This is a genomic window from Nonomuraea sp. NPDC050547 (genome assembly GCF_044457345.1).
GTDB lineage: Bacteria > Actinomycetota > Actinomycetes > Streptosporangiales > Streptosporangiaceae > Nonomuraea.
Map to the genome: position 1 here is coordinate 1 of NZ_JBITGW010000038.1, position 24,313 is coordinate 24,313.

Annotated in this window: 17 protein-coding genes; 4 read left to right on the forward strand and 13 right to left on the reverse strand. The window is 70.9% G+C overall.

Annotated features, from left to right (window positions below; genetic code table 11):
- Both ACIBHY_RS53095 and ACIBHY_RS53100 read right to left on the reverse strand, forming a co-directional pair.
- A partial coding sequence (locus tag ACIBHY_RS53095; RefSeq protein WP_397310865.1) for an Ig-like domain-containing protein occupies positions 1–3,755 on the reverse strand: 3,755 nt, incomplete at its 3' end.
- A 387-nt stretch (positions 3,756–4,142) separates the two neighbouring features.
- On the reverse strand, positions 4,143–4,790 hold the full coding sequence (locus ACIBHY_RS53100; protein ID WP_397250379.1) for a TetR/AcrR family transcriptional regulator: 648 nt from the start codon (positions 4,788–4,790) through the stop codon (positions 4,143–4,145).
- An 80-nt stretch (positions 4,791–4,870) separates the two neighbouring features.
- Between ACIBHY_RS53100 and ACIBHY_RS53105 the strand changes: the two genes are divergently transcribed.
- Both ACIBHY_RS53105 and ACIBHY_RS53110 read left to right on the forward strand, forming a co-directional pair.
- Complete coding sequence (locus ACIBHY_RS53105) at positions 4,871–5,821, forward strand: zinc-binding dehydrogenase (protein ID WP_397310866.1); 951 nt, start codon at positions 4,871–4,873, stop codon at positions 5,819–5,821.
- Positions 5,818–7,344 (forward strand): MFS transporter, encoded by a 1,527-nt coding sequence (locus tag ACIBHY_RS53110; RefSeq protein ID WP_397310867.1) that lies wholly within the window; start codon positions 5,818–5,820, stop codon positions 7,342–7,344. The genes ACIBHY_RS53105 and ACIBHY_RS53110 overlap by 4 nt, the downstream gene beginning before the upstream one ends.
- Here the strand turns inward: ACIBHY_RS53110 and ACIBHY_RS53115 are convergent.
- From ACIBHY_RS53115 to ACIBHY_RS53125, 3 genes are all read right to left on the reverse strand, one after another.
- Positions 7,325–7,687, reverse strand: a complete 363-nt coding sequence (locus ACIBHY_RS53115; RefSeq protein ID WP_397310868.1) for a barstar family protein — start codon at positions 7,685–7,687, stop codon at positions 7,325–7,327. The two genes, ACIBHY_RS53110 and ACIBHY_RS53115, sit on opposite strands and share 20 nt — an antisense overlap.
- Positions 7,688–7,695: 8 nt before the next feature.
- A complete protein-coding gene (locus ACIBHY_RS53120) occupies positions 7,696–8,109 on the reverse strand; it encodes a ribonuclease domain-containing protein (protein ID WP_397310869.1) in 414 nt (137 codons plus the stop codon).
- A gap of 105 nt (positions 8,110–8,214) precedes the next feature.
- Positions 8,215–9,165, reverse strand: a complete 951-nt coding sequence (locus ACIBHY_RS53125; protein WP_397310870.1) for a TerC/Alx family metal homeostasis membrane protein — start codon at positions 9,163–9,165, stop codon at positions 8,215–8,217.
- Between the two features lie 393 nt (positions 9,166–9,558).
- On the opposite strand from ACIBHY_RS53125, the gene sigJ reads away from it, so the two are divergent.
- Entirely contained in the window at positions 9,559–11,664 is a 2,106-nt protein-coding gene (gene sigJ / locus ACIBHY_RS53130) for an RNA polymerase sigma factor SigJ (protein ID WP_397310871.1), read from the forward strand.
- A 5-nt stretch (positions 11,665–11,669) separates the two neighbouring features.
- Here the strand turns inward: sigJ and ACIBHY_RS53135 are convergent, their stop codons facing one another.
- From ACIBHY_RS53135 to ACIBHY_RS53145, 3 genes are all read right to left on the reverse strand, one after another.
- Positions 11,670–12,791, reverse strand: a complete 1,122-nt coding sequence (locus ACIBHY_RS53135; protein WP_397310872.1) for a hypothetical protein — start codon at positions 12,789–12,791, stop codon at positions 11,670–11,672.
- Positions 12,788–13,273 (reverse strand): SigE family RNA polymerase sigma factor, encoded by a 486-nt coding sequence (locus ACIBHY_RS53140; protein ID WP_397250395.1) that lies wholly within the window; start codon positions 13,271–13,273, stop codon positions 12,788–12,790. The genes ACIBHY_RS53135 and ACIBHY_RS53140 overlap by 4 nt, the downstream gene beginning before the upstream one ends.
- An 83-nt stretch (positions 13,274–13,356) precedes the next feature.
- A complete protein-coding gene (locus ACIBHY_RS53145; protein WP_397250397.1) occupies positions 13,357–14,079 on the reverse strand; it encodes a sulfite exporter TauE/SafE family protein in 723 nt (240 codons plus the stop codon).
- 165 nt (positions 14,080–14,244) lie between these two features.
- Here ACIBHY_RS53145 and ACIBHY_RS53150 point away from each other — a divergent pair, with 165 nt between their 5' ends.
- Positions 14,245–14,940 carry a thioesterase II family protein gene (locus tag ACIBHY_RS53150; RefSeq protein WP_397250399.1) on the forward strand — a complete coding sequence of 232 codons (696 nt, stop codon included), beginning with the start codon at positions 14,245–14,247 and terminating at the stop codon, positions 14,938–14,940.
- Between the two features lie 2 nt (positions 14,941–14,942).
- Here ACIBHY_RS53150 and ACIBHY_RS53155 read toward each other — a convergent pair whose 3' ends face one another.
- The 5 genes from ACIBHY_RS53155 to ACIBHY_RS53175 form a co-directional block, all read right to left on the reverse strand.
- The gene (locus ACIBHY_RS53155) at positions 14,943–19,754 is read right to left on the reverse strand and encodes an SDR family NAD(P)-dependent oxidoreductase (protein WP_397310873.1); all 4,812 of its coding nucleotides are present in this window, start codon (positions 19,752–19,754) and stop codon (positions 14,943–14,945) included.
- Positions 19,738–21,345 carry a non-ribosomal peptide synthetase gene (locus ACIBHY_RS53160; protein WP_397310874.1) on the reverse strand — a complete coding sequence of 536 codons (1,608 nt, stop codon included), beginning with the start codon at positions 21,343–21,345 and terminating at the stop codon, positions 19,738–19,740. The genes ACIBHY_RS53155 and ACIBHY_RS53160 overlap by 17 nt, the downstream gene beginning before the upstream one ends.
- Before the next feature lie 22 nt (positions 21,346–21,367).
- A complete protein-coding gene (locus ACIBHY_RS53165; protein ID WP_397250405.1) occupies positions 21,368–22,528 on the reverse strand; it encodes a peptidogalycan biosysnthesis protein in 1,161 nt (386 codons plus the stop codon).
- Between the two features lie 44 nt (positions 22,529–22,572).
- Positions 22,573–23,511, reverse strand: coding sequence for a sulfotransferase domain-containing protein (locus ACIBHY_RS53170; protein ID WP_397310875.1), 939 nt, complete (start codon positions 23,509–23,511; stop codon positions 22,573–22,575).
- A 160-nt stretch (positions 23,512–23,671) separates the two neighbouring features.
- Positions 23,672–24,259 (reverse strand): helix-turn-helix domain-containing protein, encoded by a 588-nt coding sequence (locus ACIBHY_RS53175; protein WP_397310877.1) that lies wholly within the window; start codon positions 24,257–24,259, stop codon positions 23,672–23,674.
- Positions 24,260–24,313 lie beyond the last annotated feature (54 nt).

Sequence of the window (24,313 nt, forward strand, 5' to 3'; positions counted from 1 at the left end):
CCGGCGCTGTTGGTGGGTGAGGCGTATTCGTAGGACACCTTGGGTTTGGAGATGTTGACGGTTTCGGTGTGCCAGGCGGTCCAGGCGCCGTTGACGCCGCCGGCGGTGGCGCGGGCTCGCCAGCGGATCTTCGATCCGTCGGTGAGTTTGGCTGGGGCGATGGTGAGGCTGGCGGTGCCGCCGCTGGCGACGGCCGATGGGGTGGTGCCGGTCCAGATGAGCCCGGTGCCCTGGGCCGGGTCGTGCTCCACCTCGATCGTCATCGTCGAGGAGCGGCCGTCGGGGTCGCTGACGTCGCCGTAGAACGTGGGTGTCAGCTTCGTCAGTGCTCCGGCGCTGTCCTTGGGCGAGACGTACTCATACGACACCTTGGGTTTGGAGACGTTGACGGTTTCGGTGTGCCAGGCGGTCCACGCGCCGTTCACACCACCGGCGGTGGCGCGGGCTCGCCAGCGGATCTTCCATCCGTCCGACAGCTTGCCCGAGGCGATCGCCAGACTCGCGGTGCTCCCGTTACTCACGCTCGGGGAGGCGCCAGACCAGATCAGCCCACTGCCCTGTCCCGTCGCCGCCGGATCGTGCTCCACCACGACCGTCATCGTCGACGACCGGCCCGAAGGGTCGCTGACGTCGCCGTAGAACGTGGGTGTCAGCTTCGAAAGAGCTCCGGCGCCGTCCTTCGGCGACACGTACTCGTACAACACCTTCGGCGAGTTCGGCGCAGGCGGGAGCTCGAGCGTCGTGAACGACCAGGTGTGCGTGGCCAGGACGTTGTCGGCCTCGTCCTTGGCTCCGCTCACCTCCACGGTGTACTTGACGAGTTCGGCCAGCGCCTGCGCGGGGGCGAAGGACAGCACCGTGGTGGACTCGGCCGTCGTGGTTCCGGCTACGGCGTTGCCCGCAGGATCCTTGACCACGATCTGCCCGCCGGACACGGGCTCGCTGAAGGTGGCCCTTATCGGGGCGTTCAGCGGGACGTCGACCGCGTTGGCGGCCGGGGCCGACCCGGTGACGGTCGGCGGCGTGACGTCCGGTTCGGCGGTCGTGAACGCCCAGGAGTGCGGCTCCATGACGTTCCCGGCCGGGTCCCTGCCACCGGTGACGGCGACGGTGTAGACGGTCTCGGCGGCCAGCGGACCGGCGAACGTCAGCGTCCACACCTTGCCCGCGGGATCGGCGGCGACGTCGCCCACGACCTGCTGTCCGCCCGGGTCCGTGACCGTGATCTGAACGTCGGCGGCCGCTTCGGAGAGGGTCGCCTTGACCTTGGACCGCACGGGGACACCGGTCGCGTCCTTGGCGGGGCTGTTCTCGGCCACCGTCGGCGCCGTGCGGTCGACGACCGTGGCGAACGACCACACGTGCTGTGTCAGCTTGTTCCCGGACAGGTCCACGGCCTCGCTCACCGTGGCGGTGTAGGAGGCGTTCCACGCCAGCGGAGCGGCCGGGGTGAAGGTCCACACCTTGCCGTCGTCACCGCTCGTGACGCTTCCCGCTACGGCCACGCCCGCGCCGTCCTTGACGCCGATCCGCGCGTCGGCCAGGGACTCGCCGAACGTGACCCGCACCGCCGAGTCGAGCGCGACATCGGTGGCGTCGGCGGCGGGGCTGGTCTGAGTCACCTCGGGGGCGGTGCCGTCGGTCCGGAAGGACCAGGGATGGGTCGCCATCTCGTTGCCGGCCGCGTCCCGGGCGGCGCTCAGTTCCACGTCGTACTTCACCCCTGCCGCGAGCGGCGACGCCGGGGTGAACGTCCAGATCCTGGAGGCCGCGTCGGCGGCGAGGGTGCCCGGTACGGCGGCGCCGTTCTGATCCTTGACCAGGACCTGCGCGTCGTAGGCGGCCTCGTCGAAGGTGGCCGAGATCGTCGTGGAGACGGCCACGTCGGCCGCGTCCTTGCCGGGCGTGGTCGCGGTCACCTTGGGCGCGGTCTCGTCGGTGGAGAAGCCGAACGAATGGGGCTGCATGACGTTGCCCGCGGCATCCTTCGCGCCGCTCACCACGGCGGTGAATCGCGCCATGGGCCACCCCTGGGCGGGCCGGAAGACGAGGACGGTGCCCGCGACCTCCATGGACGCACTGCCCTCGATCGTCCGCCCGCGTGAATCCTTGACCTCGACCTGCGCGCTGGACACCGGCTCACTGAACGACACCCTCAGCTCGGTGCCGGTGTCGACGCCGCTCGCGTTGGCGGCCGGGAGCGTGCCGATGACGGTGGGCGGCGTGGTGTCGGGATCTGTGGGCGGAGGCGGGTCCACCGGCGCGGGGGTGGCCTCGATCGACTCCATCCACTCTTCTGTGGTCATGTCGTCCGGGATCTGGAGGGCCACCTTGGAGTCCTCCATGAAGAAGTCTCCGGCGGTCTCCCTGGCCTTGACCACGTCGTTCAGGGAGAGGAGCGGTGCCTGCTGCTGCTGGGAACTCCTGAAGTCATGCTGGGCGATGTCCCTGAGCACGGGATTGTCCGTGTAGGGGATCATGAATCCCCGATAGCTCTTCGGCTTGGGGATGTACTCGACCATGAGCGCCGGCGGGTGCCGGTAGCCCGGGTAGGGGTCGCCGCTGTACTCGCTGGCGTAGTACTGGCGCCAGTTGATGGCCGCGGTCTCGCTGACGGCCCGGAGCACGAGGCCGTGGTTGGGGACCTTCTGTTCGATCCAGGCGCGGGCCATGGTGGTGACGCGGTGCCAGAGCTGGTCGTCCTTGGCACACCAGGTGCCGCTGGCGTCGTAGTTGTAGCCTGCGCGGTTCGCCCCTTCCGTGCTTGTGGCCGAGGGCTGGTTGCCCCAGCTCAGGTTGTCCGGCCCGCCGTCCAGAGACCAAGGGGAGGTGACGCGGGCGGCCAGAATGCCGGATCCGAGGGGGTCGCCGCACAGCTGGCCGTTGGGGCCGCCGGACTTGTAGTTCCACACGATCAGGTCGGCCTGGACGACGGTGGCGCCCTTCAGCTCCTCGGCCTCCGTGTTGAACTTCAGGTACACGCGGGCGATGTCCTGGCTCGTGGAGGTGGTGCCCGCGCGCAGCCACCCGGCGGCCGAGTTGTTGGTGTACGGGTCGTTCCTGCTGACCCAGGCGTCGTCGGGCTCTCCGCCGCCGAACCATTCCGAGGCGGCGGCGATCGTCACCGGGTAGGTCACCGCGGGGTCGGCCAGGAACTTCTCGTCCGGCGTGAACACCAGTTCCGAGGACTCCACGCGGGCGGCGACCGGGGACCTTTTGCCCTCTTCGGGAGAGGCTTCGACCTTGGCGTCCATCGCGGTCAGCACGATCGGCGCGGCCTGGGGGCTGCCCTTGGCGTCCTTCAGCTGGGCCAGTCCTTCGGCCGTCGTGCCGAACTTCGTGCCCTTGGGCAGCGTGAGCGGCAGCCGTACCGTGACCGGGGCGGTCGGCCTGTGGCGGAAGACCACCTGGGAGACGAAGCCGTTGGCCTGGGCCACCACCACCAGGTCCGCCCCCGGCGCGACGGCGTCGGGGTAGGTGATCGTGTCGCGGGAGATCTTCGGCTCGGGCAGTGCCCGGGTCACGCGCAGGCCGCTCTCGCCGCCCTTTCCCGTCGCGGACACCAGTTGCCTGGTCCCGCGCGCGCCGAAGGTCAGCGGGGTCTTGACCCGCGCGGCCTGCAGCTTGCCGTCGCGGGTCACGATGCTCGTGTCGATCGGCTCCCACGCCTGGGTGGCGGCGTTTCTCAGCTGGACCGGCTGAGTGAACAGCTCGGCCTGCAGTCGCCGGCCGTCAGTGGTCGCCCATACCTTCATCGTCTCGGTGGACCGGGAGGGGATTTCGACTCGTTGCCCCGTCTTTTTGGCCTTCTCGAAAGCCGAGGCCAGTGCCGGGTCGGCCGGCGATTTCGCCGCGGCGGGGGCGGGAGTGGGAGGCTGCGCGACAGCGGGTGCGCTTAAAAGCGACAAAGACAGCGTTGAAGCTGCGATCAGAGCAGCGCTACGGCGCGTCCGGGCGGATAAACCAGACGCCTTAGGTGACGTATTCACTTCATCCCTTCAAAGGCCGAGATGGCAAACAGGGAGATCGTCACATAATGCCGCGCCAGTAGTAAAGAAGCTTTTTGATAACGGAATTCGCCGGTTATTCGCCCGCGCAGATAAATGCCTTACTCAAGTTTAGGTAAGCCGCCTATATTTCTGCTACATGGACCAGCGCCGGGACAGCAGATCCGCCGCCGGAGGTGGTCCGGCGAGTGACGGGTGGCCGGGACGGAGTCCGTCGAGGGCGATCATGATCATGCGGTGGCGGGCGGCGCGGGCCTCGCCGAGTTCTTCTGTACGGCCCCGCCGGACCAGATGTTCGACGAGCGAGGCCTGCCCGAGCTGCTCGATCAGGAGGTCGACGTCGACGCTCGTCACGTCCGCCCGCAGAACCCCCGCCTCGTGCGCCCGCGCGACCAGCGCGTGCCACAGGCGTTCCGAACGCGTGAACGCCTCGGCCATCTCCTCGGACACGGGAACGGTGCCGGCCAGTGAGCCGAGCGAGCCCCCGCCGAACTCCAGCGCCGCGGACACGTAGTGCACGAGCCCGTCCCACGGATCGTCCATCCGCAGCCCCTCCTCCGCGGCCTCGATCCACTGCTCCAGAGCGAGGACGCACAGGCGCTGGAAGAACTCCTCCTTGGTGCGGTAGCGGCGGTAGACCGTGGCCATCCCGACCCCCGCCCGCGCGGCGATGGCCGCGACCGAGGCGCGTGAGCCCTCGGCTTTGAGCACCTGCTTGGCGGCGACGAGGAGCGCCTGGTCGTTGCGTTCGGCCTCCGCGTGCCGAGGTGCCTTGCGAGCCATGCTCACACCCTACCGTTTGCGGATAGCACCTCTCCGTTATAGCTTAACGGACAGGTGCTATCCGTTTTGAGGGAGTCTTCATGCTGACGATCATCATGCGCGAGTTCGGCGGCCCGGACGTGCTACGGGTGGAGGAGAAGGACGACCCGGTGCCCGGCCCCGGCGAGGTCGTGGTGGGGGTCTCGTTCGCGAGCGTGACCTTCGTCGAGACGCAGGTCCGCTCCGGATCGGGCCCGTTCGGCAGGCCGCCGCTGCCCCGCACACCGGGCAACGGCGTCGGCGGGCGTGTCACCGCGATCGGCGACGGCGTCGACCCCGCGCTGCTCGGCGCCGTCGTGGTCACCACCACCGGCGGCACGGGCGGCTACGCCGAGTCGGCACTCGCCCGCGCCGCGGACGTCGTTGCGGTACCTGCCGGGGTCGACCTGCGCGACGCGGTGGCGCTGCTTGCCGACGGCCGTACCGCGCTGCTGCTGACCCGGGACGTGCCGCCGCGGGCGGGCGAGACCGTGCTGGTGGAGGCCGCCGCGGGCGGTGTGGGCAGCCTGCTCGTGCAGCTGGCCGTCGCCGCCGGGGCCCGCGTGATCGGCGCCGCGGGCGGCGCGCGCAAGGGCGAGCTCGTCGCCGAGCTCGGTGCGGAGTTCGTGGACTACACCCGCCCCGGCTGGGCCGGCGAACTGGGCCAGGTCGACACCGTCTTCGACGGCGTCGGCGGGGCGATCGGGGCGGCGGCCGCGGGCCTCCTGCGCACCGGAGGACGAATCAGCGTGTACGGCATGGCCGCCGGCACCCCCACCGACCTGCCCGACGACGTGGTCGAGGCCCGCGCCATCCACGTCCACGGCCTGACCGGCGCGCCGAGCCCCGCCGAGAACCGGGCCCTCATCCGCCGCGCGCTCGACCTGGCCGCCGATGGGCGATGGCGGCCCGTGGTCGGGCAGGCGTACCCGCTCACCGAGGCCGCGGCCGCGCACGCCGCGATCGAGTCGCGAGCCACCCTCGGCAAGACGCTCCTGAAGGTCGGCGCGTGACAGTCCGCACTACCCCGGCGCGGGCCGGGACGCGCGAGTGGATCGCGCTGGCCGTGCTCGGCGTCCCCGCGGTCCTGGTCATGATGAACATGTCCGTGCTCTACCTGGCGCTGCCGACGCTCGCGGCCGATCTGGCTCCCGACGCGGCCGCGCAGCTGTGGATCATGGACATCTACGGATTCATGGTCGCGGGCTTCCTCATCGCCATGGGCACCCTCGGCGACCGGTACGGCCACCGCCGCCTCCTGCTCGCCGGCGCCGCCGTGTTCACCGCCGGTTCGATCATGGCGGCGTGGGCCGGTGACACCGGCGTGCTGATCGCCGCTCGCGCGATCCAGGGTGTGGGGGCCGCCGCGCTCGCGCCGAGTTCGCTGGCGGTGATACGCCGGTTGTTCGCCGACCCCGGGCAGCGGCGGTTCGCCATCACCGTGTGGATGCTCGCCTTCATGGCCGGCGGCGCCCTCGGTCCGCTGGTCGGCGGGACGCTCCTGCACTTCTTCTCCTGGGGATCGGTCTTCCTGGTCGCGGTTCCCGCCATGGTGGTGCTGGTCGCGGCGGCGCCGTACCTGCTGCCCGAGCATCGCGCGCCGGACGCCCGGCGGATCGACGCGGCCGGCGTGGTGCTGTCGTTCCTCATCCCGCTGTCCGTCGTGTACGGCGTCAAGCGGTTCGCGGCCGACGGCCTCACCGCCGCCGCGGCGGGAAGCCTCGCGGCCGGGGTGGTGCTGGGCGTCGTGTTCGTCCGCAGGCAGCGTCGGACGGCCACGCCGCTGTTCGATCTCTCGCTGTTTCGGGCGCCGGCGTTCGCCGTGTCCGTCGGGGGCATGGTTCTGGTCGGGATCGTGCTGTTCGGGACCAGCCTTCAGACCTCGCAGTACCTCCAGATGGTGCTGGGCTACTCGCCGTTGACGGCGGGCCTGTGGCAGCTCCCGACCGCCGTGTCGGGCACGGTCGTGGCGCTGTGGGTGTCCGGTCTCGCCGCCCGCGTGCGTCCCGCCCTGCTGATGAGCGCGGGCGCGGTCCTCGCCCTGGCGGGTCCGGTACTGCTCACGCAGGTGGACCGGGAGCCGTGGTTCCTCGTCGGCGGATCCGTGCTGCTGTTCGCCGGCCTCACGCCGTTCATGGCCTTGGGCACCGGCCTGATGCTCGGCGCGGCGCCGCCCGAACGCGCCGGGGCCGCCTCGGCGATCTCCGAGACCGGTGCGGAACTGGGCGGGGCGCTCGGCATCGCCCTGCTCGGCAGCCTCGCCGCGGCCGTCTACGGCCGGCGGCTCGGCGACACCCTGCCTCCCGGGCTGCCACCCGGCGTGCCGGCCCGCGGCGACACCCTGGCCGAGACCCTGCACCACGCGGCCACACTCCCCCAGCCGCTCGCGGGCGCACTCGCGGAGAGCGCCAGGGACGCCTTCACCCACGGCATCCACGTGCACGCGCTCGCCCTCGCCCCGCTGCTCGTCCTCCTGGCGGCCGTGACACCGCTGGCCGGCCGCGCCTCGGCGGGGGTCAGGACAGTGCGGCGGTGACCCGCTGACGGAGTGCGGTCTCCTCGTCCCGGTCGGTACGCAGCGTCACGGTCAGGCCGGACCCGGCGGCGTCGGAGAAGACGGCCAGCAGGGTCGCGAACTGCCCGGGAGCCTCGGCGCCGAGCAGGTCCTCGGCGTGCTCCACGACCAGGCCGACCGCCCCCGCGTCACGCAGGCAGTCGGACAGCGCGTCCCAGTTGTTGCCGAAGTAGCCGGGAAGGCGCAGCACCCGCGCCACCTCCTCGAAGAAGGCGGCGCGGGTACGGCAGAGCCGCCCATCCAGCACGGCCGGCGCCGGATCGGCGCACACGGTCAGCCAGCGCGGCAGCGGAGGTGCGGTCATGGAAGTCCCTAGAGCCGGTAGAAGTCGGTGTAGTGGTTCGGCGAGAACCACGTCACGCCGGTGCCGCGGTTGACGACGATCCGGTACGCGTCACGCGCCACGCCCCGCGTCCGGGAGTACACGTCGTACTCATGGTAGGTGGCGCCGCCGGGGAGCTGGCCTTCGCGGTTGTAGAAGCGTCCGCCGGCGAAGTTGTACCGGCCGTCCGGCCAGGAGTACCAGGTCCTGGTGGTGGGGTAGCCCTTGGACGCCCAGATCGACTTCGCCGCGCGCGCGTCGGCGCACCGCGACATGGTGCAGGAGTTGTAGACCGTGGCGTGGGCGGGCGCGATGCCGGCCACGCCGATGAGGAAGGCGAGGGTGGCGAGGATGACGGTGAGCCTCACCGGCCAGAAGGGTCCGGGGCGGGGCTGAGTGGGCACGAAGCCTCCTTGCGGGGGATGCGACGGACACTCCCATCGTCACCACTCGAATGAGTCCATAAGGGCTAAAGACCATCAACGGTTGGTGAACATTCGCGCCGCCGGTCAGCGGCGGCCGGCGTACAGGCTGGTGAGGGTCACGGCGGCGAGCACGGCGACGATGACCCCGAGCGAGACGAGCGTGGGGATCTCCGGCACCCCCGGCCAGATGCCGTGGGCCCAGTGCAGGATGAGTTTGATCCCGATGAAGGCCAGGATGAGGCTGAGCCCGTGGTTGAGGTGGCACAGCTTCGTGAGGGCGCCCCGCAGCACGAAGTAGAGGGCGCGCAGGCCCAGCAGGGCGAAGGCGTTGGTGGCGAAGACGAGGAACGGGTCCTCGGTCACGCCGTACACCGCCGGGACCGAGTCGACGGCGAAGACGATGTCGACCGCGAAGATCGCGACGACGGCCAGCGCCAGCGGGGTGAGGGCCCGCGTGCCGTCCTCGCGGACGATCAGCTTCGAGCCCCGGTAGTCGCGCGCGACCGGTACGAAGCGGCGCACCAGCCGGACGGCGGGCAGGGAGCAGACGTCGATCTCCCGCTCGCGTCCGGTCAGCGCGTCCTTCATGACCTTCGCGGCGGTGACCAGGAGGATCGCGCCGAACAGCAGGAACGCCCAGGTGCCGCTGCGCAGGGCCGCGGCCCCGAGCATGATGAACACCACACGCAGCAGCAGCGCGCCGATGATGCCGTAGAGCAGGACCCGCCTGGCCAGCTCCGCCGGGACCGCGAACGCCGTCAGCACCAGCATGAACACGAACAGGTTGTCGACCGACAGCGACTTCTCCACGACGTAACCGGTGAGGAACTCCACCGCCACGGTGGTGCCGAACGCGGACCACAGACCGGCGCAGAAGGCCAGGGGCAGCGCCAGGTAGAAGGCCGACCAGGCGAGCGCCTCGCGCATGCGCACCTCGTGCGGCCGCCTGGTCAGGACGAGGTCGATCGACAGCAGGAGCGCCAGGGCGGCGACGGTGGCCGACCACAGAGGCAGCGAGGCGATCGATGCGGACACGCGGCCTCCTCGAACGTGCTCGGCGTTCGAGGTCTCCTTCACCCGGCGGTGCGGGCGGCCGCCCGGGGACGATGCCAAGGTCCGTCTTGACCGGGTCGGCGCTTGAGAAGTACTCCCCTCGGGACTGCCAGGCTATCAAGCCGTTGACCTGGCGATACTCCCAGGCTGATAGTGGAAGGTGCACGGAGGGGGTGATCCGTATGTCGATCACCACGCTGCTGGAGGTTCTGTTCGGCATCCTGCTGGTGTTGTCGACGATCATCACCATCGGCGTGCTCTGGACACCGCCGCCACGCAAGCACAAACACCGCTGACTTATCGGGGTCGACCTCACATTTGATCGCGCTGTCCTGTCGGACAAGGAAGGACGCGATCAAAGGAGCCGACGACACGATGACCCCCGAGCCCGAGCCGATCATGGCCGAGCGGCGCCAGCTGATCAATCTCGCCTACCGGCTCCTCGGTTCCCTGGCCGACGCCGAGGACGTCGTCCAGGAGGCCTACGCCCGCTGGTACGCCATGTCCGGCCAGGAGCAGGACGCCATCACCGTCCCCGGCGCGTGGCTCACCAAGGTCGTCAGCCGCCTGTGCCTCAACGTGCTCTCCTCGGCGCGGGCCCGGCGCGAGACCTACGTGGGCGAATGGATCCCGGAGCCGCTGCCCGAGGCTTCGGAGCAGGTCAGCGGCATCGCCGCCGACCCGGCCGACCGCGTCACCCTCGACGAGTCGGTCAACATGGCCTTCTTGGTCGTGCTCGACGCGATGACCCCGGCCGAGCGGGTCGCGTTCATCCTGCACGACGTCTTCCGCTACCCCTTCGCCGAGGTGGCCGAGATCGTCGGCCGTACCCCGGCGGCCTGCCGTCAGCTGGCCTCCTCGGCCCGCCGCCGCATCCGCGCCGCGCGGGCTCCCACGGCCCCGGCGACTCCGGCAACCCACCAGGCCCGCATCGTCAGGGACTTCAAGCGGGCTTGGGAGGACAAGAACATCGACGCCCTGGTCGGCCTTCTCGATCCCGGCGCCACGGCGACCGGCGACGGCGGCGGCGTGGTCTCGACCGTGCGGCGCCCGCTCGAGGGCGCCGAGCAGATCGTGGGCTGGCTGGTCCAGCTCGAAAGCAGGTCCCGCGACCTGACGATCGTGGAGCGCACGGTCAACGGCCGGCCCGGCCTGATCGCCCAGCGGAACGGGGTCACCGTGTCGGTGGTCGCGTTCGAGGTGGCCGACGACCGGATCACCCACATCTGGGCGGTACGTAACCCCGACAAACTCCGCCCCTGGCTTGAGGAAGGTCTCACCGAGATGACCCATGCGACGCAGTTGCCCCCGCACATGCGGCGGAACGGATTCGACCCGGTCAAGGAACTGTCCCAGGCGCGTGACGAGCAGGGGGTGATCCGGGTCGACATGCCGTTCGGCGGGCCCGCCGCCTATCTGGTGTGCCGTCACGAGGACGTCCGGCAGGTGCTGTCGGATCCGGCCCGGTTCAGCAGCGCGCTGACGCCGTTTCCGGGTGCGGATCAGGTGGCCGCCGAGGAACGCGTCAAAATGCGGGCCGGGCAGCTGATCGGGTTCGACCCGCCGGAGCACACGCGGTTGCGCCGGATGCTCACCCCGGAGTTCACGGTACGGCGGATGCGCAGGCTGGAGCCGCGGATCACCGAGATCGTCCAGACCGCGCTGGACGACGTGGAGCGGGCCGGCAAACCCGCCGATCTGGTGGCGCACTTCGCGTTGCCGGTGCCGTCGCTGGTGATCTGCGAGCTGCTGGGCGTGCCGTACGCCGACCGGGACTCCTTCCAGGAGCGTTCCGCACGCCTGCTGGATCTGTCGCTGCCGATGGATCAGCGTGTCGCCGCGCAGCGGGAGGACCGCGCCTACATGGGCGAGCTGGTGAAGCGCGCCCAGGCCGAACCGGGCGAGGACATGCTCGGCATGCTGGTACGCGAGCACGGCGACGAGCTCAGCACCGACGAGCTGGTCGGCATCGCGGGACTGCTGCTGCTGGCCGGGCACGAGACGACCGCGAACATGCTCGGCCTGGGCACCCTGGCCCTGCTGCGCGACCCTGACCAGCTCGCGCTGCTGCGCGAGGACCCGGCACGGGCCGAACCCGCCGTCGAGGAACTGCTGCGCTGGCTGTCCATCCTGCAGGCACTGCCCCCGCGCACCACCACGACGGACGTGGAGGTCGCCGGCCAGACCATCCCGGCGGGCTCGCTCGTGATCTGCTCGCTTCCCGCCGCCAACCGCGACCCGGCCTTCATCGACGATCCCGACACCCTCGACCTCACCCGGGGTGCCGCCGGCCACGTCGCCTTCGGTCACGGCGTGCACCACTGCCTCGGAGCACCGCTGGCGCGGATGGAGATGCGCATCGCCTTCCCGGCCCTGCTGCGGCGCTTTCCCGGCCTGGCGCTGGCGGAGCCGTACGAGGAAGGGGATTTCCGTGCCTTCAGCATCGTCTACGGCCTGAACTCGCTCCGCGTGACCTGGTGAGCCGGTCAGCCCGGACGCAGGGAGTAGGCGGTCACCGCCTCGGGCAGTTCGGCGACGCGTGACAGCGCGCCCGTGCTGATGTTCCAGCCCAGCAGCCGGTCACCGCTCTCGACGATCACGGTTTCGTGGCCGATCCAGCCGCGCACGGGACAGCCGTCCTTCCCGCAGGAGGGAAGCAGCAGTGTCCTGACCACCCGTCCGGACGCGATGTCGGCGACCACGACCACGTCGGCTCCCTGCGCCAGGCCGGGCCGCGCGGGCGCGGACCTGGCGACGAGGTCGTCACGCTGCCAGCCGTGACTGCCCAGAACGCCCACCGGCATGCTGCCCTCGTTGGTGAGGCTCCGGACGTCCAGCCGCATCTCCCCGGATCCGCGCTCCTGAAGGACGGTCCAGCCGCCCTCCTCGGGCGAGACGATCCTGAGGTCGCGGTAGCCCGCCACACCCGTGAATCCCTTGTACGGCTGCCGCCGGACCTCCCCGGTGGTCGGGTCGAGCAGGTAGTTGGCCTTTTCCTGCTCGACGAGGAGCTGCTCGCCGCGCCAGAGCACGACCTCGTTGAACCCCGGCACCGGGTAGCGGTGGGCCCGGCCGATCACGAGGTCGACGACCACCACCGCGTCCTTCAGCGGGAAGGCCGCCCGCGTGCCCTCGGGGGCGAGCGCGTTGGGGTTCAGCCGCGTCGCGCCGCTGCCGGAAAGCGCGATCCGGCCACCGGCCTTCATCAGGTAGATACGCCCGTCGCCGAACTCGGCCAGCGCCAGGACGGGCCCGGGAGCCGCGTCCACGACGGGAATGCCGGCCCACCTCTCCGGCAGCCCGGCCGCCGCCGCGGGCAGCCCCGCCTGCTCGCGGACCGCAGGCGCCCGGTCCATCGGGACCGACGACGAGGCCGAGGGCGTGGCGGTCACGGCGGGGGTCTCCGTGGTGCCGCGCTCGACCCGCTGCGGAAACGCGGTGACCCCCACCGCGACGAGCGCGGCCACCGCGAGCACGGCGATCACCGTCCACCGCCGGCGGCCGCGGCCGTCGGTGCGCCGCCGCCAGAGTTCGCCCGCGTGCGACGACCCCTCCGGCAGGGTCTCGGCGAGGTCCTGGAAGAGCTCCCGCAGTCTCTGGTCCGTCATATCAGCACCTCTTCCAGCTCGGGAGCGACCTCGCGCAGCCGTTTCAGGGCCGCGTGCGTCTGGCTCTTCACCGTTCCGGACGAGACTCCGAGGACCGCGGCGACCTCCCCGACGGGCAGGTCCTCGTAGAAGCGCAGCACCAGCACCGCCCGCTGCTTCACCGGCAGCCTGGCCAGCGCGCGGGCGAACACCACCTTCAGATCCGACGCTCCCGAGGGATCGGGGTCGGCGTGGTCGGGCGGGTCCCCGTAGGCGAACTCCCGCCGCCTGCGCCACCTGGAGGCCACATCCCTGTACAAGGTGGTACGCACATAGCTGACCGGGTCGGTGTGCACCTTCGGCCAGCGGCGCGCCAGCTTGATCAGTGCATCCTGGAGCACGTCCTCGGCCAGATGCCGGTCACCGCTGATGAGGATGGCTGCACGCAGCAGCCGCGGGTACCAGGCGGCGACGAAGGCCTCGAACGCCTCGGAATCCGTCATATAGAAAAGACGGCTGAGAGGGGGTGAACGGTTGGGTCTTCCATGAAATCCGCTGTTTTCCAGGAGTTTGACAGCGGTGCAGGTCAGCCGTTGAGCGCGCTGGAGAGGGTCACCACCGCGCTGACGATGAGAGCCAGCAGCACCACCTTGCGGAAGCGATCCGGGTCAATACGACTAAAGATCGCATTTCCGATGAAATACCCCAACTGCACAACCGGCAGACCCACCAGGCCGATCCAGATCGACTGCTGGTTCACCTGCCCGGCCACGGCGAATCCGACCAGGCTGAGCACGCTGGTTCCCGCGAACACCACCGCGAGGGTGGCGCGGAACTTGGCGGGGTCGTAGCCCATGCCCTGGAAGGCGGCGACCATCGGCGGGCCGTTGGTGCCGGTCGAGGTGGACAGGGCGCCGGAGATCAGGCCGACTCCCACCAGGACGGGGATGTTCCCCTTCACCTTCACCCGCCGCCACACCATCAGGGTGCAGCCCAGCACGCCGATCCCGATCAGCACGGTGAGCACCTGCTCAGAGGTGATTCCGTACACCCAGAGGCCCAGCGGCATGCCGAGCACGATCCCGGCCATGGCGATCATGGCCACCCGCCACTCGGCGTGCTCACGCTGGCGCACGGCGACCGTGACGGTCATGGCCAAGGCGGAGGCCGTCGTGGCGACCACGGCGGTATGGGGGTCGACCGTGAGGGCCAGCAACGGGGTGGCGACGAGCGCGTAACCGAAACCGGTCACCGCGTGCACCGTAGAAGCGATAAGGATGATCACGGCGGCGGCAATCAGCGTCGACACCTGTCACACTTTGCCACAGATCTACGTTAATGAACCAGTGGTGGAGGAAAACTGACCGCTGTTGCGATAAATGGAGACCGCCCGGGATCGGCGCTAAGCTTTGGCAAATAGCTGGTAAGGCGTGTCCTCACACTTCGTCAATTGGTGGCAATAGGAGCGAATGACGTGGGCGGTCAGGAGTCTGCGAACTACATCGTCAGCCCGGCACTCGACGGCGGCCCGGCCGTCATCTTCGTCCCCGGCCTGGGTGGCCGGACGAAGTTCGTGGACCAGTGGAACGGACCGGGGCGGTCACCCGTCATCCGCCGGGCCAACTGGAGCGAGCCGATGAGCGTGCCCTCCGTCGACGAGCGGGGCGCGGCACTCGCCTCCCTCATCACGGCGTCCGGCGCCACGGACGTGGTGCTGGTGGGCCACAGCATGGGCGGGCTGGTCTGCCTGGAGGCGGCCAAGCACCTGGAACGGCAGCTTCGCGGCACCGTCATCATGTGCCAGTACCCGCCGCACCGCACGCCCCTCTCGCCGCTGGCCGAACTGCCCGACCGGGCGCTGGCCGAGGAGATCGAGGCGCCGCGGCACATCATGGACACGGCGGCGCTGCCGGAGTACGCCCGCCTGTGGCGATCCGAGTACCACCTGCTCAACCGCTATCTGGAGGCGGATCCGCGCCCGATGCTCCACACGCCGATCATCGCGGTCGGCGCCACCGGCGACGCGAGCTCCTGGGACACCGGGTGTCTCAGCGACTGGAACCAGTACACGACCGACGAGGTGTCGGTCCAGATGGTCGAGGGCGGCCACCAGATGGTCGAGCGGCTGGATCCCGAGACGATTCGCGCCTGGGTCGGAAAGGTTCGCTGACCTCACTCGGTCAGCCGCCGCAGCTCGGCGACCAGTTCCGCCACCGTCGGGTGGTCGAAGATCGCCGCGATGCCGACGTCCACGCTGAACGCCCGGCGGATCTCCTCCACCAGCTCCACCGCGGTGAAGGAGTCGCCGCCCAGCTCGAAGAAGTCGTCGTCGGGGCCGACCGAGTCCACGCCGAACGCGGCGCACCACATCTCCGTCAGCCGGACCTCCAGCGGCTCCTCCTCCGACGGCGCCCGGCCCTGGTCACGCCCGGGTGAGCTCCGCCGCTCGACGTCCCGGTCCCGCGGCCCGGCCACGGCGTTCCGCAGGACCGCGTCCTGTCCCGACATGGTGATCGCCACCTGCCGGTGGCCGGGTCCGCGCAGGATGCGCAGCAGCATGCCGACCCCGGTCGCGGGCGTGATCCCGTCGTCGGCGCCGCGCTGCTCACGCGAGGCCACCATGGACTCGTCGACGCGGCGCATGGTGAAACCCCTGACCTCGACCGCGACCTCACCGGCCGCCGTCAGCACGTCGATGTCGGCCACGATCGTGTCGGAACCGCTCGGGCGGCGGCGGATGTGGCTGTACGCACGGGCCGGGATCGGCCGGTGCACCACGATCGACTGGTAGGCGAACGGCGCGTGCGGCGGCTCATGGTCGGGATCGCGGGCCAGCGACACGGCCGCGTCCAGGAGGGTGGGGTGCAGCGCGTGCTCGTCGAGCTCATGGCCGAACGCCTCGGGGAAGGTGAGAACGGCCAGCTTCGTGCCGACGTCCGCCCCGGAGGTCCAGATCTCCTCCCCCGGCCAGTGCGGGCCGATGGTGAACAGCCGGTTCTCGGCGTCGTTGACGGGGACCCGCCGATCGGGCAGCGCCGCGCGCAGGCCGTCCAGGTCCACCTCACCGGCGCCGGCGTCCACCAGCCCGATCTCCCCCGTCGTGTGGACGCGGTAGTCGTCGGAGGACAGCGGCGCGGTCCGGACGGTGAACCGCCAGGAGTCCTCGTGCGCCTCGAACCCGACCTCCAGCGAGACGGGCTCCGGGGTGGTGATCGGCTGCCGGAAGACCATGTGGCGCAGCTGCGCGGCCCGCCCGGCCGGCTGGCCGATCGCCTCGCGGAAGGCGCGCAGCACGAAGTCCACCTGGGCGGTGCCGGGCAGCACCGGGACGCCGTCCATGCGGTGTTCGTCCAGGATCGGATAGTCCTCGGCCGACAGCGGGGCCGACCACCGCACCTCCGCCGCCGGCGCCGCACGCGCGATCTGGCGCGCGGCCATGCCGACGTCGGACCACGACGGCCAGTTGATGGTCGTCGAGACGACCCCGGCCAAGGGCTGGCGGCGTACCGCCGCGTCGAGGAAGGCGTTCGCCGCGGCGTAGTCGGCGCTGCCCACCAGACCCCGGAGCGCCGCGCGGCTGGAGAAGGCCACGAAGAAGTCCAGGCCGGCCCGGCCCCGCAGCACCTCGACCAGAGCGAGCGTTCCGTGGACCTTGGGCGCGAGTGTCGCCGCCATCTGCGCCCGCGTCCGGAACTGGATCATGCCGTCCCCCGCCACGCCCGCGAGGTGGAACACCCCGTTGACGGTCCCGAAGGAGTCGAGCACGCGCCGCAGCGCGGCCGCGTCGCTCACGTCGCAGGCCTCGACGCGGCACTCGGCGCCCAGTGCCCGGATCCCGGCGAGCGCGGCCTCGTGCCCGCCCGTCGCCGTGCGGCCGAGCAGCAGCAACCGCGGCCGGCCACCGGTCTCGGCCAGGCCGCGCGCCACGGCCAGGCCGAGGCCGCCGAGCCCGCCGGTGATGACGTAGGCGCCCCCGGGCCGCAGGTCGACCGGGCCCGGGCCGTCGGGGACGAGGTCGCGCTCGCCGGGGATCCAGCGCCGGTCCCCGCGCAGGGCGACGATCTCCGATCGCCGCGGGCCGCGCAGCTCCGCCAGCAGCCGAGTGACGCTCACGCCGTCCTGGACGTCGACGAGCTTGCAGGTGGCGCGCGGGTTCTCGAGCATGTAGCTCCGCAGGAGCCCGAGCAGCATGGCCCGTACCGGATGCACGTTCTCGCCGCCCGTCACGTCGGCGGAGTGCCCGGCGAGGACCACGACGTCGCGGGCGCGCTTGTCGGGGGCCCGCCGCGCCGCCTCCTGCAGAAGCTCGACGAGGCGGTGGAATCCGATGTCGAGCTGGGCGTCGATACCGCTCAGATCGGGTTCGGCCAGGGGGCCGAGGTGTGTCGCGTCGATGATGATCTCCGGATACCGATGCTCATCCCGCAGCTCGTCCAGCAGCCGGGCCACGTCTTCTGGCGCGGTGCCGTACGGCACCCGCGGCACGTCGCCGAGCAGGGCGAGCAGGTCGCCGGCTCGTCGCGCGTCGGCGGGCAGGAACACCAGCGAGGGACCGGGCAGATCAGCGTCGGCAGGCCCGGCCGGTGCGGCCTCCACCCACGTGGGCAGCCGGAACACGGCCTGCCGTTCCGTCTCCTCGACGACGGGGACGTCGTTCGCGGACGCCCGCCGCTCGATCCAGAACCGCTCACGCTGGTACGGATAACCCGGCAGCGGCACGCGCGCACGCGGCCCCGTCGACCAGTTCACCTGCGCGCCCAGGGTCCACATCCGGGCCAGGGCGTGCAGGAACGAGCCGCGTTCCGTGGCGCCCTTCGACGGCCCGCTCGGGAGCGTCGGGATCGCCAGGTGCCGCTTGGCGCGTACCTGGGGATGCGCTCGGGCCAGGGTGGTGAGCGTCCGACCCGGGCCCACCTCCACCAGCACCCGGTCACCGTCCGCCAGCACGGCCTCCAGCGCCTGCCCGAACAGGGCGGGCCCGGTGGGCTGCCGGATCCAGAAGTCCACGTTCCGCGCCTCGGCCGGGCCGCCGGTGGAGGCGGAGTAGATCTTCCAGCGGGGTCTGCGCGGCGCGATGCCGTCGAAGGCCAGGCGCAAACGTTCGGCGGAGCCGCTCGCACGGGCGCTGACCAGCCGCACCGCTTCCGCGAGTGTGAACACCTCGGCCAGCGCGGCGGCCGCGAACTCCCCGACGCCCTGGCCGAGCAGCGCGTCGGGCTCGACGCCCAGCGCCAGCCACAGCCGCCCCAGCGCGTACTCGACGCTGAACGGCGACGCGTCCCGCTGCCCCTGGGCCGCGAAAAGGGCGGAGCACTCGTCGAACGCCGCGCGGAACACCGGCTCGGTGCGATGGAGCTCGGCCGCCATGCGTTCGTGCCGCGCCTCTTCTCCCGGGAACAGGAACACGGTGCCGCGCTCCGCCCGCTCCTCCGGCGTCACGATCCGCCGCGCGGGGTCGAGGACGGCGGCGGCCGCGTCGGACACGCTCTCCACCACCACGGCTCCCCGGACCGGGTACGGCGTGCGCCCCTTCTGCAGGGTGAACGCGACCTCGGAGAGCGGGTCCGCGCAGTCCTTGAAGAACCGGGCGAGCTGCTGCGGATACGCCTCGGCCGCGGCCGGGGTCCGTCCCGACCAGACGATCAGCTGCACCGGCTCCGGAGCCGGTTCGGTCGCGCGGGCCGGCGCCTCTTCGAGGATCGCGTGCGCGTTCGTGCCGCCGATGCCGAAGGAGCTGACCCCGGCCAGGCGCCGTTGGCCGTCCGATCGCGGCCACGGCCGCAGCTTGTCGTTGACGACGAACGGCGAGTTCTCGAGGCCGAGCAGCGGGTTCACGTTCTCGACGTTGATGCTCGCCGGGATCTGCTCGTGGCTCAGCGACAGCGCCGTCTTGATCAGCGAGGCGATGCCCGACGCGTGACCCAGGTGGCCCACGTTGCCCTTGATCGATCCGATCGGGCACGCGGGTCCCGACGGGGACCGGCCGCGGAACGCCGTCTTCAGCGCCGAGATCTCGATGGCGTCGCCCAGGCGGGTCGCGGTGGCGTGCGCCTCCAGGTAACCGATGTCCTCGGGGCCCACGTCGGCGGCCTCCATGGCCGTGAGTACGACCTCCGCCTGCCGTTCTGCGCTGGGCGCGGTGAAGCCGACCTTGTTCGCGCCGTCGTTGTTGACCGCCACGGCGCGGATCACCGCGGAGATCCGGTCCCCGTCGGCCAGGGCGTCGGCGAGCCGCTTGAGCACCACGACGCCGACGCCGCTGGCGAAGATCGTGCCGGTGGCCGCCGCGTCGAAGGGGCGGCAGTGGCCGTCGCGGCTCAGCGGGCCGTCCTGGGCCCACCAGTACCCGTGACCGACCGGGAACTCGACGTCCGCGCCACCGGCCAGCGCGACGTCGCACTCCTGGAGGCGCAGCGCGTTCACGGCCAGATGCACGGCCACGAGCGAGCTCGAACACGCGGTCTGCACGGTCATGCTCGGCCCGTGCAGGTTCAGCTTGTACGAGACCAGCGTCGAGGCGCTGTCGGGGTTGTTCCACATGCCGGCCGCCATGCCGGTGGCGCTCCGCAGAACTTCCAGGCTCCCGAGCACCCGGCCGATGGCATAGCGGTTCGCGGCGACCGAGGAGAACACGCCCGTTCTGCCCAGCTTCGCGGGGTCGTAGCCCGCGTTCTCGACGGCGGTGTGCGCCGTCTCCAGATACAGCCGTAGCTGAGGGTCGCAGGTCTCGGCCTCCCGCCGGGTCAGGCCGAAGAACCCGGCGTCGAACAGGTCGACGCCCGCCGGTTCCGCCACCGCCCTGACGTAGGCCGCGTCCTCCAGCGCCTCGCTCGGCACGCCGTTCGAGCGGAGCTCGGCTTCGGCGGGGAAGCGCACGGCCTCCTCGCCGGCGACGAGGTTCTCCCAGAGCTGCCGGGTGTCGAGCGCCGCCGGGAACCGGCCGGCCATTCCGATGATCGCGATCGGCTCAACGAGATTGCCCATGACCATCCGCCCTCCGAAGATAGCCGGCGAAGCTGTTCAGGCTCGGATACTGGAAGACCAGCAGGGGAGAGATCTCCGTCCCGAGCCGGACCGAGACCTCCGACACGAAACGCATGAGCGACATCGACGTGAACCCGGCCTCGAAGAAGCCGCCGTCAGGGTCGATCTCGCCACCGTCGAGAGCCGACCGCGCGCTCTCGCGCAGAACCTCCATCAGCGTCGCCGCCGGGCCGTCGTCGCCTTGGTCGTCGTCCGGCCACGCGTCCCGCACCTCGATGCTGGACGGCATGACCGCGGGGTCCAGGTGGTCGCGCAGCACCGCGCGAACCTCGTCCTCCGTCGTGGCGCCGCCCACGACGGTCAGGCGCACGGACCCGACTCCCCCGCTGTCCTCGACGAACGTCGCCACCGACTCGACGACGCCGGCGACCTTGGCGGCCGCGCCCTCGATCTCGTCCAGCTCCACCCGGGCGCCGTTGACCTGGACCTGCCGGTCCGCCCGCCGGACGAAGCACATCGAGCCGTCCGGCAGCAGCCTGACGATGTCACCGGTGTCGTACCAGCCTCGCCCGTCCTGGCCGGGAGACAGCAACGGCGTTCCGTCGGTGTAGCCGAGCGCGCAGGCGGCGGCTTCCACGTGCAGCCGCCCTTCGCCGCCGGCCGCGTCGGCGGGGACGATCCTGGTGACGGCATGGCCGAGGGGGCGTCCGATGGGAACCGGGTCCTCGCTCACGGCCCCCTCGCCGGGCGGCACCTGGTGCATGCACAGCACCTGCGGGGTCTCCGACGCGCCGTAGCAGTTGGCGATGGTGGCGTAAGGGGCGAACCTGGCCGTCGCCCGCAGCGTCGCGGCCGTGAGCCGTGCCCCCGCCGAGCAGACCAGCCGCAGGCTGTCGACGGGCGGCGACGAGCCCGCCATGAGCCGCAGGAGCACCGGTGACCCTTGGAGCACGGTGATGGCGTGCTCCGCCAGCCAGGCCGCCATCAGCCGGGGGTCGGCGGCCGTGCGAGGGCCGGGAATGAACAGCGTCGCTCCGGTGGCCCAGGGCGCGACCAGCTCCCGCAGGCTCGGGTCGTGGCCCGGCCTGCTGAGGAAGGCGACCCGATCGGATCCGTCCATGGGCAGTTCCTTGAAGAACGCCGTACTGGCCGCCTCGAAGGCGGTTCGCCCGACGAGGATCCCTTTGGGGCCGCCCGTCGTGCCGGAGGTGAAGAGGATGTGACTGGTCTCCTCCGGCTCCTCGTCCGCGGTGGTGTCCAGAAGGTCCAGGGCGCCCGACGGTGCGAAGGCCGCCGCGGCGCGGGTGGCCGTCAGCGCGCCGCGTACCCGCTCGGGACCCCAGTCCCCCAGGATCGCCGGTACGGCTCCCGCGCCCCAGACCCCCGCGAGCCGCGCGACGAACTCCGGGCTCCGCTCCGCCAGCACGCCCACCACGCGGCGCTTCAGAGGATGACTCCCGACCTGGTTGCCGACGTCCGCGCCGAGTGCGGCGACGTCGCCGAAGGTGAAGGCACGGCCCTCGTGGACCAGGGCGACGGCGCCCGGGTCGCGAGGCCGTCCGAGAAGCCCCCGTTCGTGGCCTCGGCTCACGCTGATCTCCCTCGTTGTCACGTCACAACAGCTCGTCCCACACCGCGGGAAAGTACGTGGGGTGAGCGCTGCGTAACTTGCGCCAGTGCGTCGTGCGTTCCTCCGCCTGCGCGGCGCCGATCCGCCGGTCCCGGCCGTCGGCCGCCGCCCACGCCAGGTGCACCAGCGGGAGCACGGCCGAACCGCGCCTGGCCTTGCCCAGCTCAGCTCCCGCGCCGGTGACGACCCTCGACAGCCCGGCCGCGTAGGCGTGCTTGATGGGTTCGTAGATCGCCGCGTTGAAGTACACGAACGGGTCGGGCGCCCCGTCGTCGAGGCGCCCGAAGTCGGTCACGTACAGCCGGTCATGCCAGCGGCACATGACCCCGGCGCCGACGACCCGGCCTCCCACCCGGCACAGCAGTGCCGTCGCCGCGGCGTCGCCCAGCGCGGAGGCGTAGGCCGACAGGCGCCGCGTGACCACGTCCACGCTGTACGCGATCCCGTGCTTGGCCCGCACGTTCACGATCATCGGCGCCACGGCCGCGATGGCCTCCCGAAGGGGCACGGTCTCGGTCGAACACTCCTTGGCGAAGACCCCCGCCTCCCTGCGCGCGCTGGTGCGGGTGTTGCGCGGCAGCGTCGCCAGGTAGTCGTCGAAGCTCGCTCCGGGCAGCTCCAGCTCGGTCTGCGCGACGCTCGCCAATCGGTGGTGATCTCCGTCGCCGATCACCGGGGCGAGGTCTCTCCACGCGGCGGCGTCGAGAAACAGGAAGAACGTGTACGGGAGCCCCCGCTCTACCGCGACGGCGCGGGCTGCGTCCCGGAGCGCGCGCAGGACGGCGGTCCTGGTCGAGCGCGGCAGGGCGCGGTCCACGATGAGCCGCGTGCTGAACCCCGCGCAGGAGCCGGCCAGCAGTCCCAGCCGGCCGCCGCGCGAGCCCGCGGCGAGGAGGTCGCGGAAGTGGAGTTCGGGCCAGCTCAGGTAGTCGCCGCGGCTGGGGAGCGAGTCGTAGAGGGGCAGGGCGCCGAGGATGCGAGGGTCCCCGGGCCGCCGGGCGATCAGGTAGGTGACGGGTGCGTCACCGGACTGCTCCAGGGCCCGCAGCCAGGCGTGGCTCTGGAACATGTCCCGCGGGTCGGCGACGTCACTCCACACGCGATCGGAAAGGTCGCCTAACGAGGCGACGCGCTGGACCGTCACATTATCAAGCGCGTCGGGTGGTTTATCCGGAATTTCCTGATTTATCATCGGTTATCTGGTCTGTGATGGAGCCATTCCAGCAAGCCGGGCTCCGCGAGTTCGGCCATCCGGCGGTCGTAGTGCGCCCGGTCCCCGGCGGTGAGGAACTGCTCCCATTCACCCGACTTACCGCTGCGGAAAAAGCGTTCGCGATCACGGATGTAGCCCAGTTGCTCGTCGGGCGCGAGTTCGGTCGCGCGATCGCGCATCTGCCGGAACGTGGCCGCCTCGACCAGTTCGGGCCACCTGCTCTCGGGGACGTCGATGCCGAGCCGTTCCGCGAGCCGCCGCATCTGCCCGGCGAGGTCGGCGGACAGGTCGGCGTAGTGCAGCAGGATGACGTTCGCTTCCTCGCGGCGAACCCAGGCGCGGCTCTGCGTCCAGATCAGCGCACGCAGCGAGTCGAGGTTGGCGAACGGCGAGTCGTCGTTGTCCACCCAGCGTAAGGTGTACGACCGCTCGTCCAGCAGGTCGCGCTCGTCATAGGCGTCCACCGGGGCCTCCGACCCGCCGGGACCGGGGTGGGTGGCCTGGTTGATCAGGCGGCGGATCACGTCGCGCTTGAGGTTCTTGCCGTGGCTGCGCAGGGATATGGCGACATCGCGGGGGTCGCGTCCCACGGTGATGTAGGTGACCTGCGGATCGGTCGGGATTCCGTCGAGCGGGATGTGGGTCTTGATGAAACGGCGGTGCCGCTGCGCGGCCAGGCGATCCCAGACGTCCTGCTTCGGACGCACGAGCATGTCGATCCACGGGGAGAGGCTGGACAGGGGCGCGGGCAGCCGGGGCGTCTGGAAGATCAGGAGTGCGCAGATCATCTGCGTCCAGGTGGTGCCGCACTTCGCCGGCGAATTGATGACAATGTCGCCGGGCCGGAATTCGAACCCCTCCCACCGGGAGCTGTCCTCCATCGGCGTGAGGTAACGAGCCAGATGCGTCGTCATCGACGTGATTTTAATCATCGATTGGCAATTAAGGAAGGGATGAAATTGCCCGAACTCTTTCCGTATAGGAAAAGCGTTTGACCTTATTTCTGATCTGATGGGAAGGGAATTAGTAAACGCTGGTATAACTCCATCTGGAAATACCAGGTCAGAGGCCGGGTCATGCGGGTTGGTGAGGGTGCGCGCGTACGTGCGCGCGCTCGCCCTGCAGGCCGAACAGGATGAGCAGCTCGACCGCTCCCCCGTCGGCGCTGCCCAGCCAGTGCGGCAGGGACGTGTCGAACTCGGCCGCCTCACCGGCCGGCAGCGTCAGGTCGCGCTCCCCGAGCACCAGCCGCAACCGGCCGCTGAGCACGTACAGCCATTCGAAGCCGTCGTGGGTCTGCGGGGTCGGTGCGAACGGCTCCGGCACCGCCGGGATGATCATCTTGAACGCGTGCACCCCTCCCGGCCGCCTGGACAACGGGATGAAGATCATCCCGAAGCGTTTCACCGGCTTCAGGTGGATGCGGGGGTCGCCCGTGCGCGGGGCGCCGACCAGGTCGTCCAGCGGCACGTCGTAGGTACGCGCCAGCGGCAGCAACAACTCCAGCGTCGCCCGGCGCTGCCCGCTTTCCAGCCGGGACAGGGTGCTCTCCGACACCCCGGTCGTCGCCGCGAGGTCGGCGAGGGTGAGGCCGCGTTCCCGCCGCAGCGTACGCAACCGGGACCCCACACCGTCGAGCACGTCATCCGTTTCTCGGTCCACGGGGGCCATCTTGCCAGAACCGCAAGTTTCCTTGCCGAGTCATGGCAAGCCCGG

What these genes read in the sequence shown, in the direction of transcription:
- ACIBHY_RS53100 (WP_397250379.1), bottom strand. Translation starts at nt 4,790, where the DNA reads ATGGCTCGCAAGGCACCTCGGCACGCGGAGGCCGAACGCAACGACCAG.
- ACIBHY_RS53105 (WP_397310866.1), top strand. Translation starts at nt 4,871, where the DNA reads ATGCTGACGATCATCATGCGCGAGTTCGGCGGCCCGGACGTGCTACGG.
- ACIBHY_RS53115 (WP_397310868.1), bottom strand. Translation starts at nt 7,687, where the DNA reads ATGACCGCACCTCCGCTGCCGCGCTGGCTGACCGTGTGCGCCGATCCG.
- sigJ (WP_397310871.1), top strand. Translation starts at nt 9,559, where the DNA reads ATGACCCCCGAGCCCGAGCCGATCATGGCCGAGCGGCGCCAGCTGATC.
- ACIBHY_RS53135 (WP_397310872.1), bottom strand. Translation starts at nt 12,791, where the DNA reads ATGACGGACCAGAGACTGCGGGAGCTCTTCCAGGACCTCGCCGAGACC.
- ACIBHY_RS53140 (WP_397250395.1), bottom strand. Translation starts at nt 13,273, where the DNA reads ATGACGGATTCCGAGGCGTTCGAGGCCTTCGTCGCCGCCTGGTACCCG.
- ACIBHY_RS53155 (WP_397310873.1), bottom strand. Translation starts at nt 19,754, where the DNA reads ATGGGCAATCTCGTTGAGCCGATCGCGATCATCGGAATGGCCGGCCGG.
- ACIBHY_RS53170 (WP_397310875.1), bottom strand. Translation starts at nt 23,511, where the DNA reads ATGACGACGCATCTGGCTCGTTACCTCACGCCGATGGAGGACAGCTCC.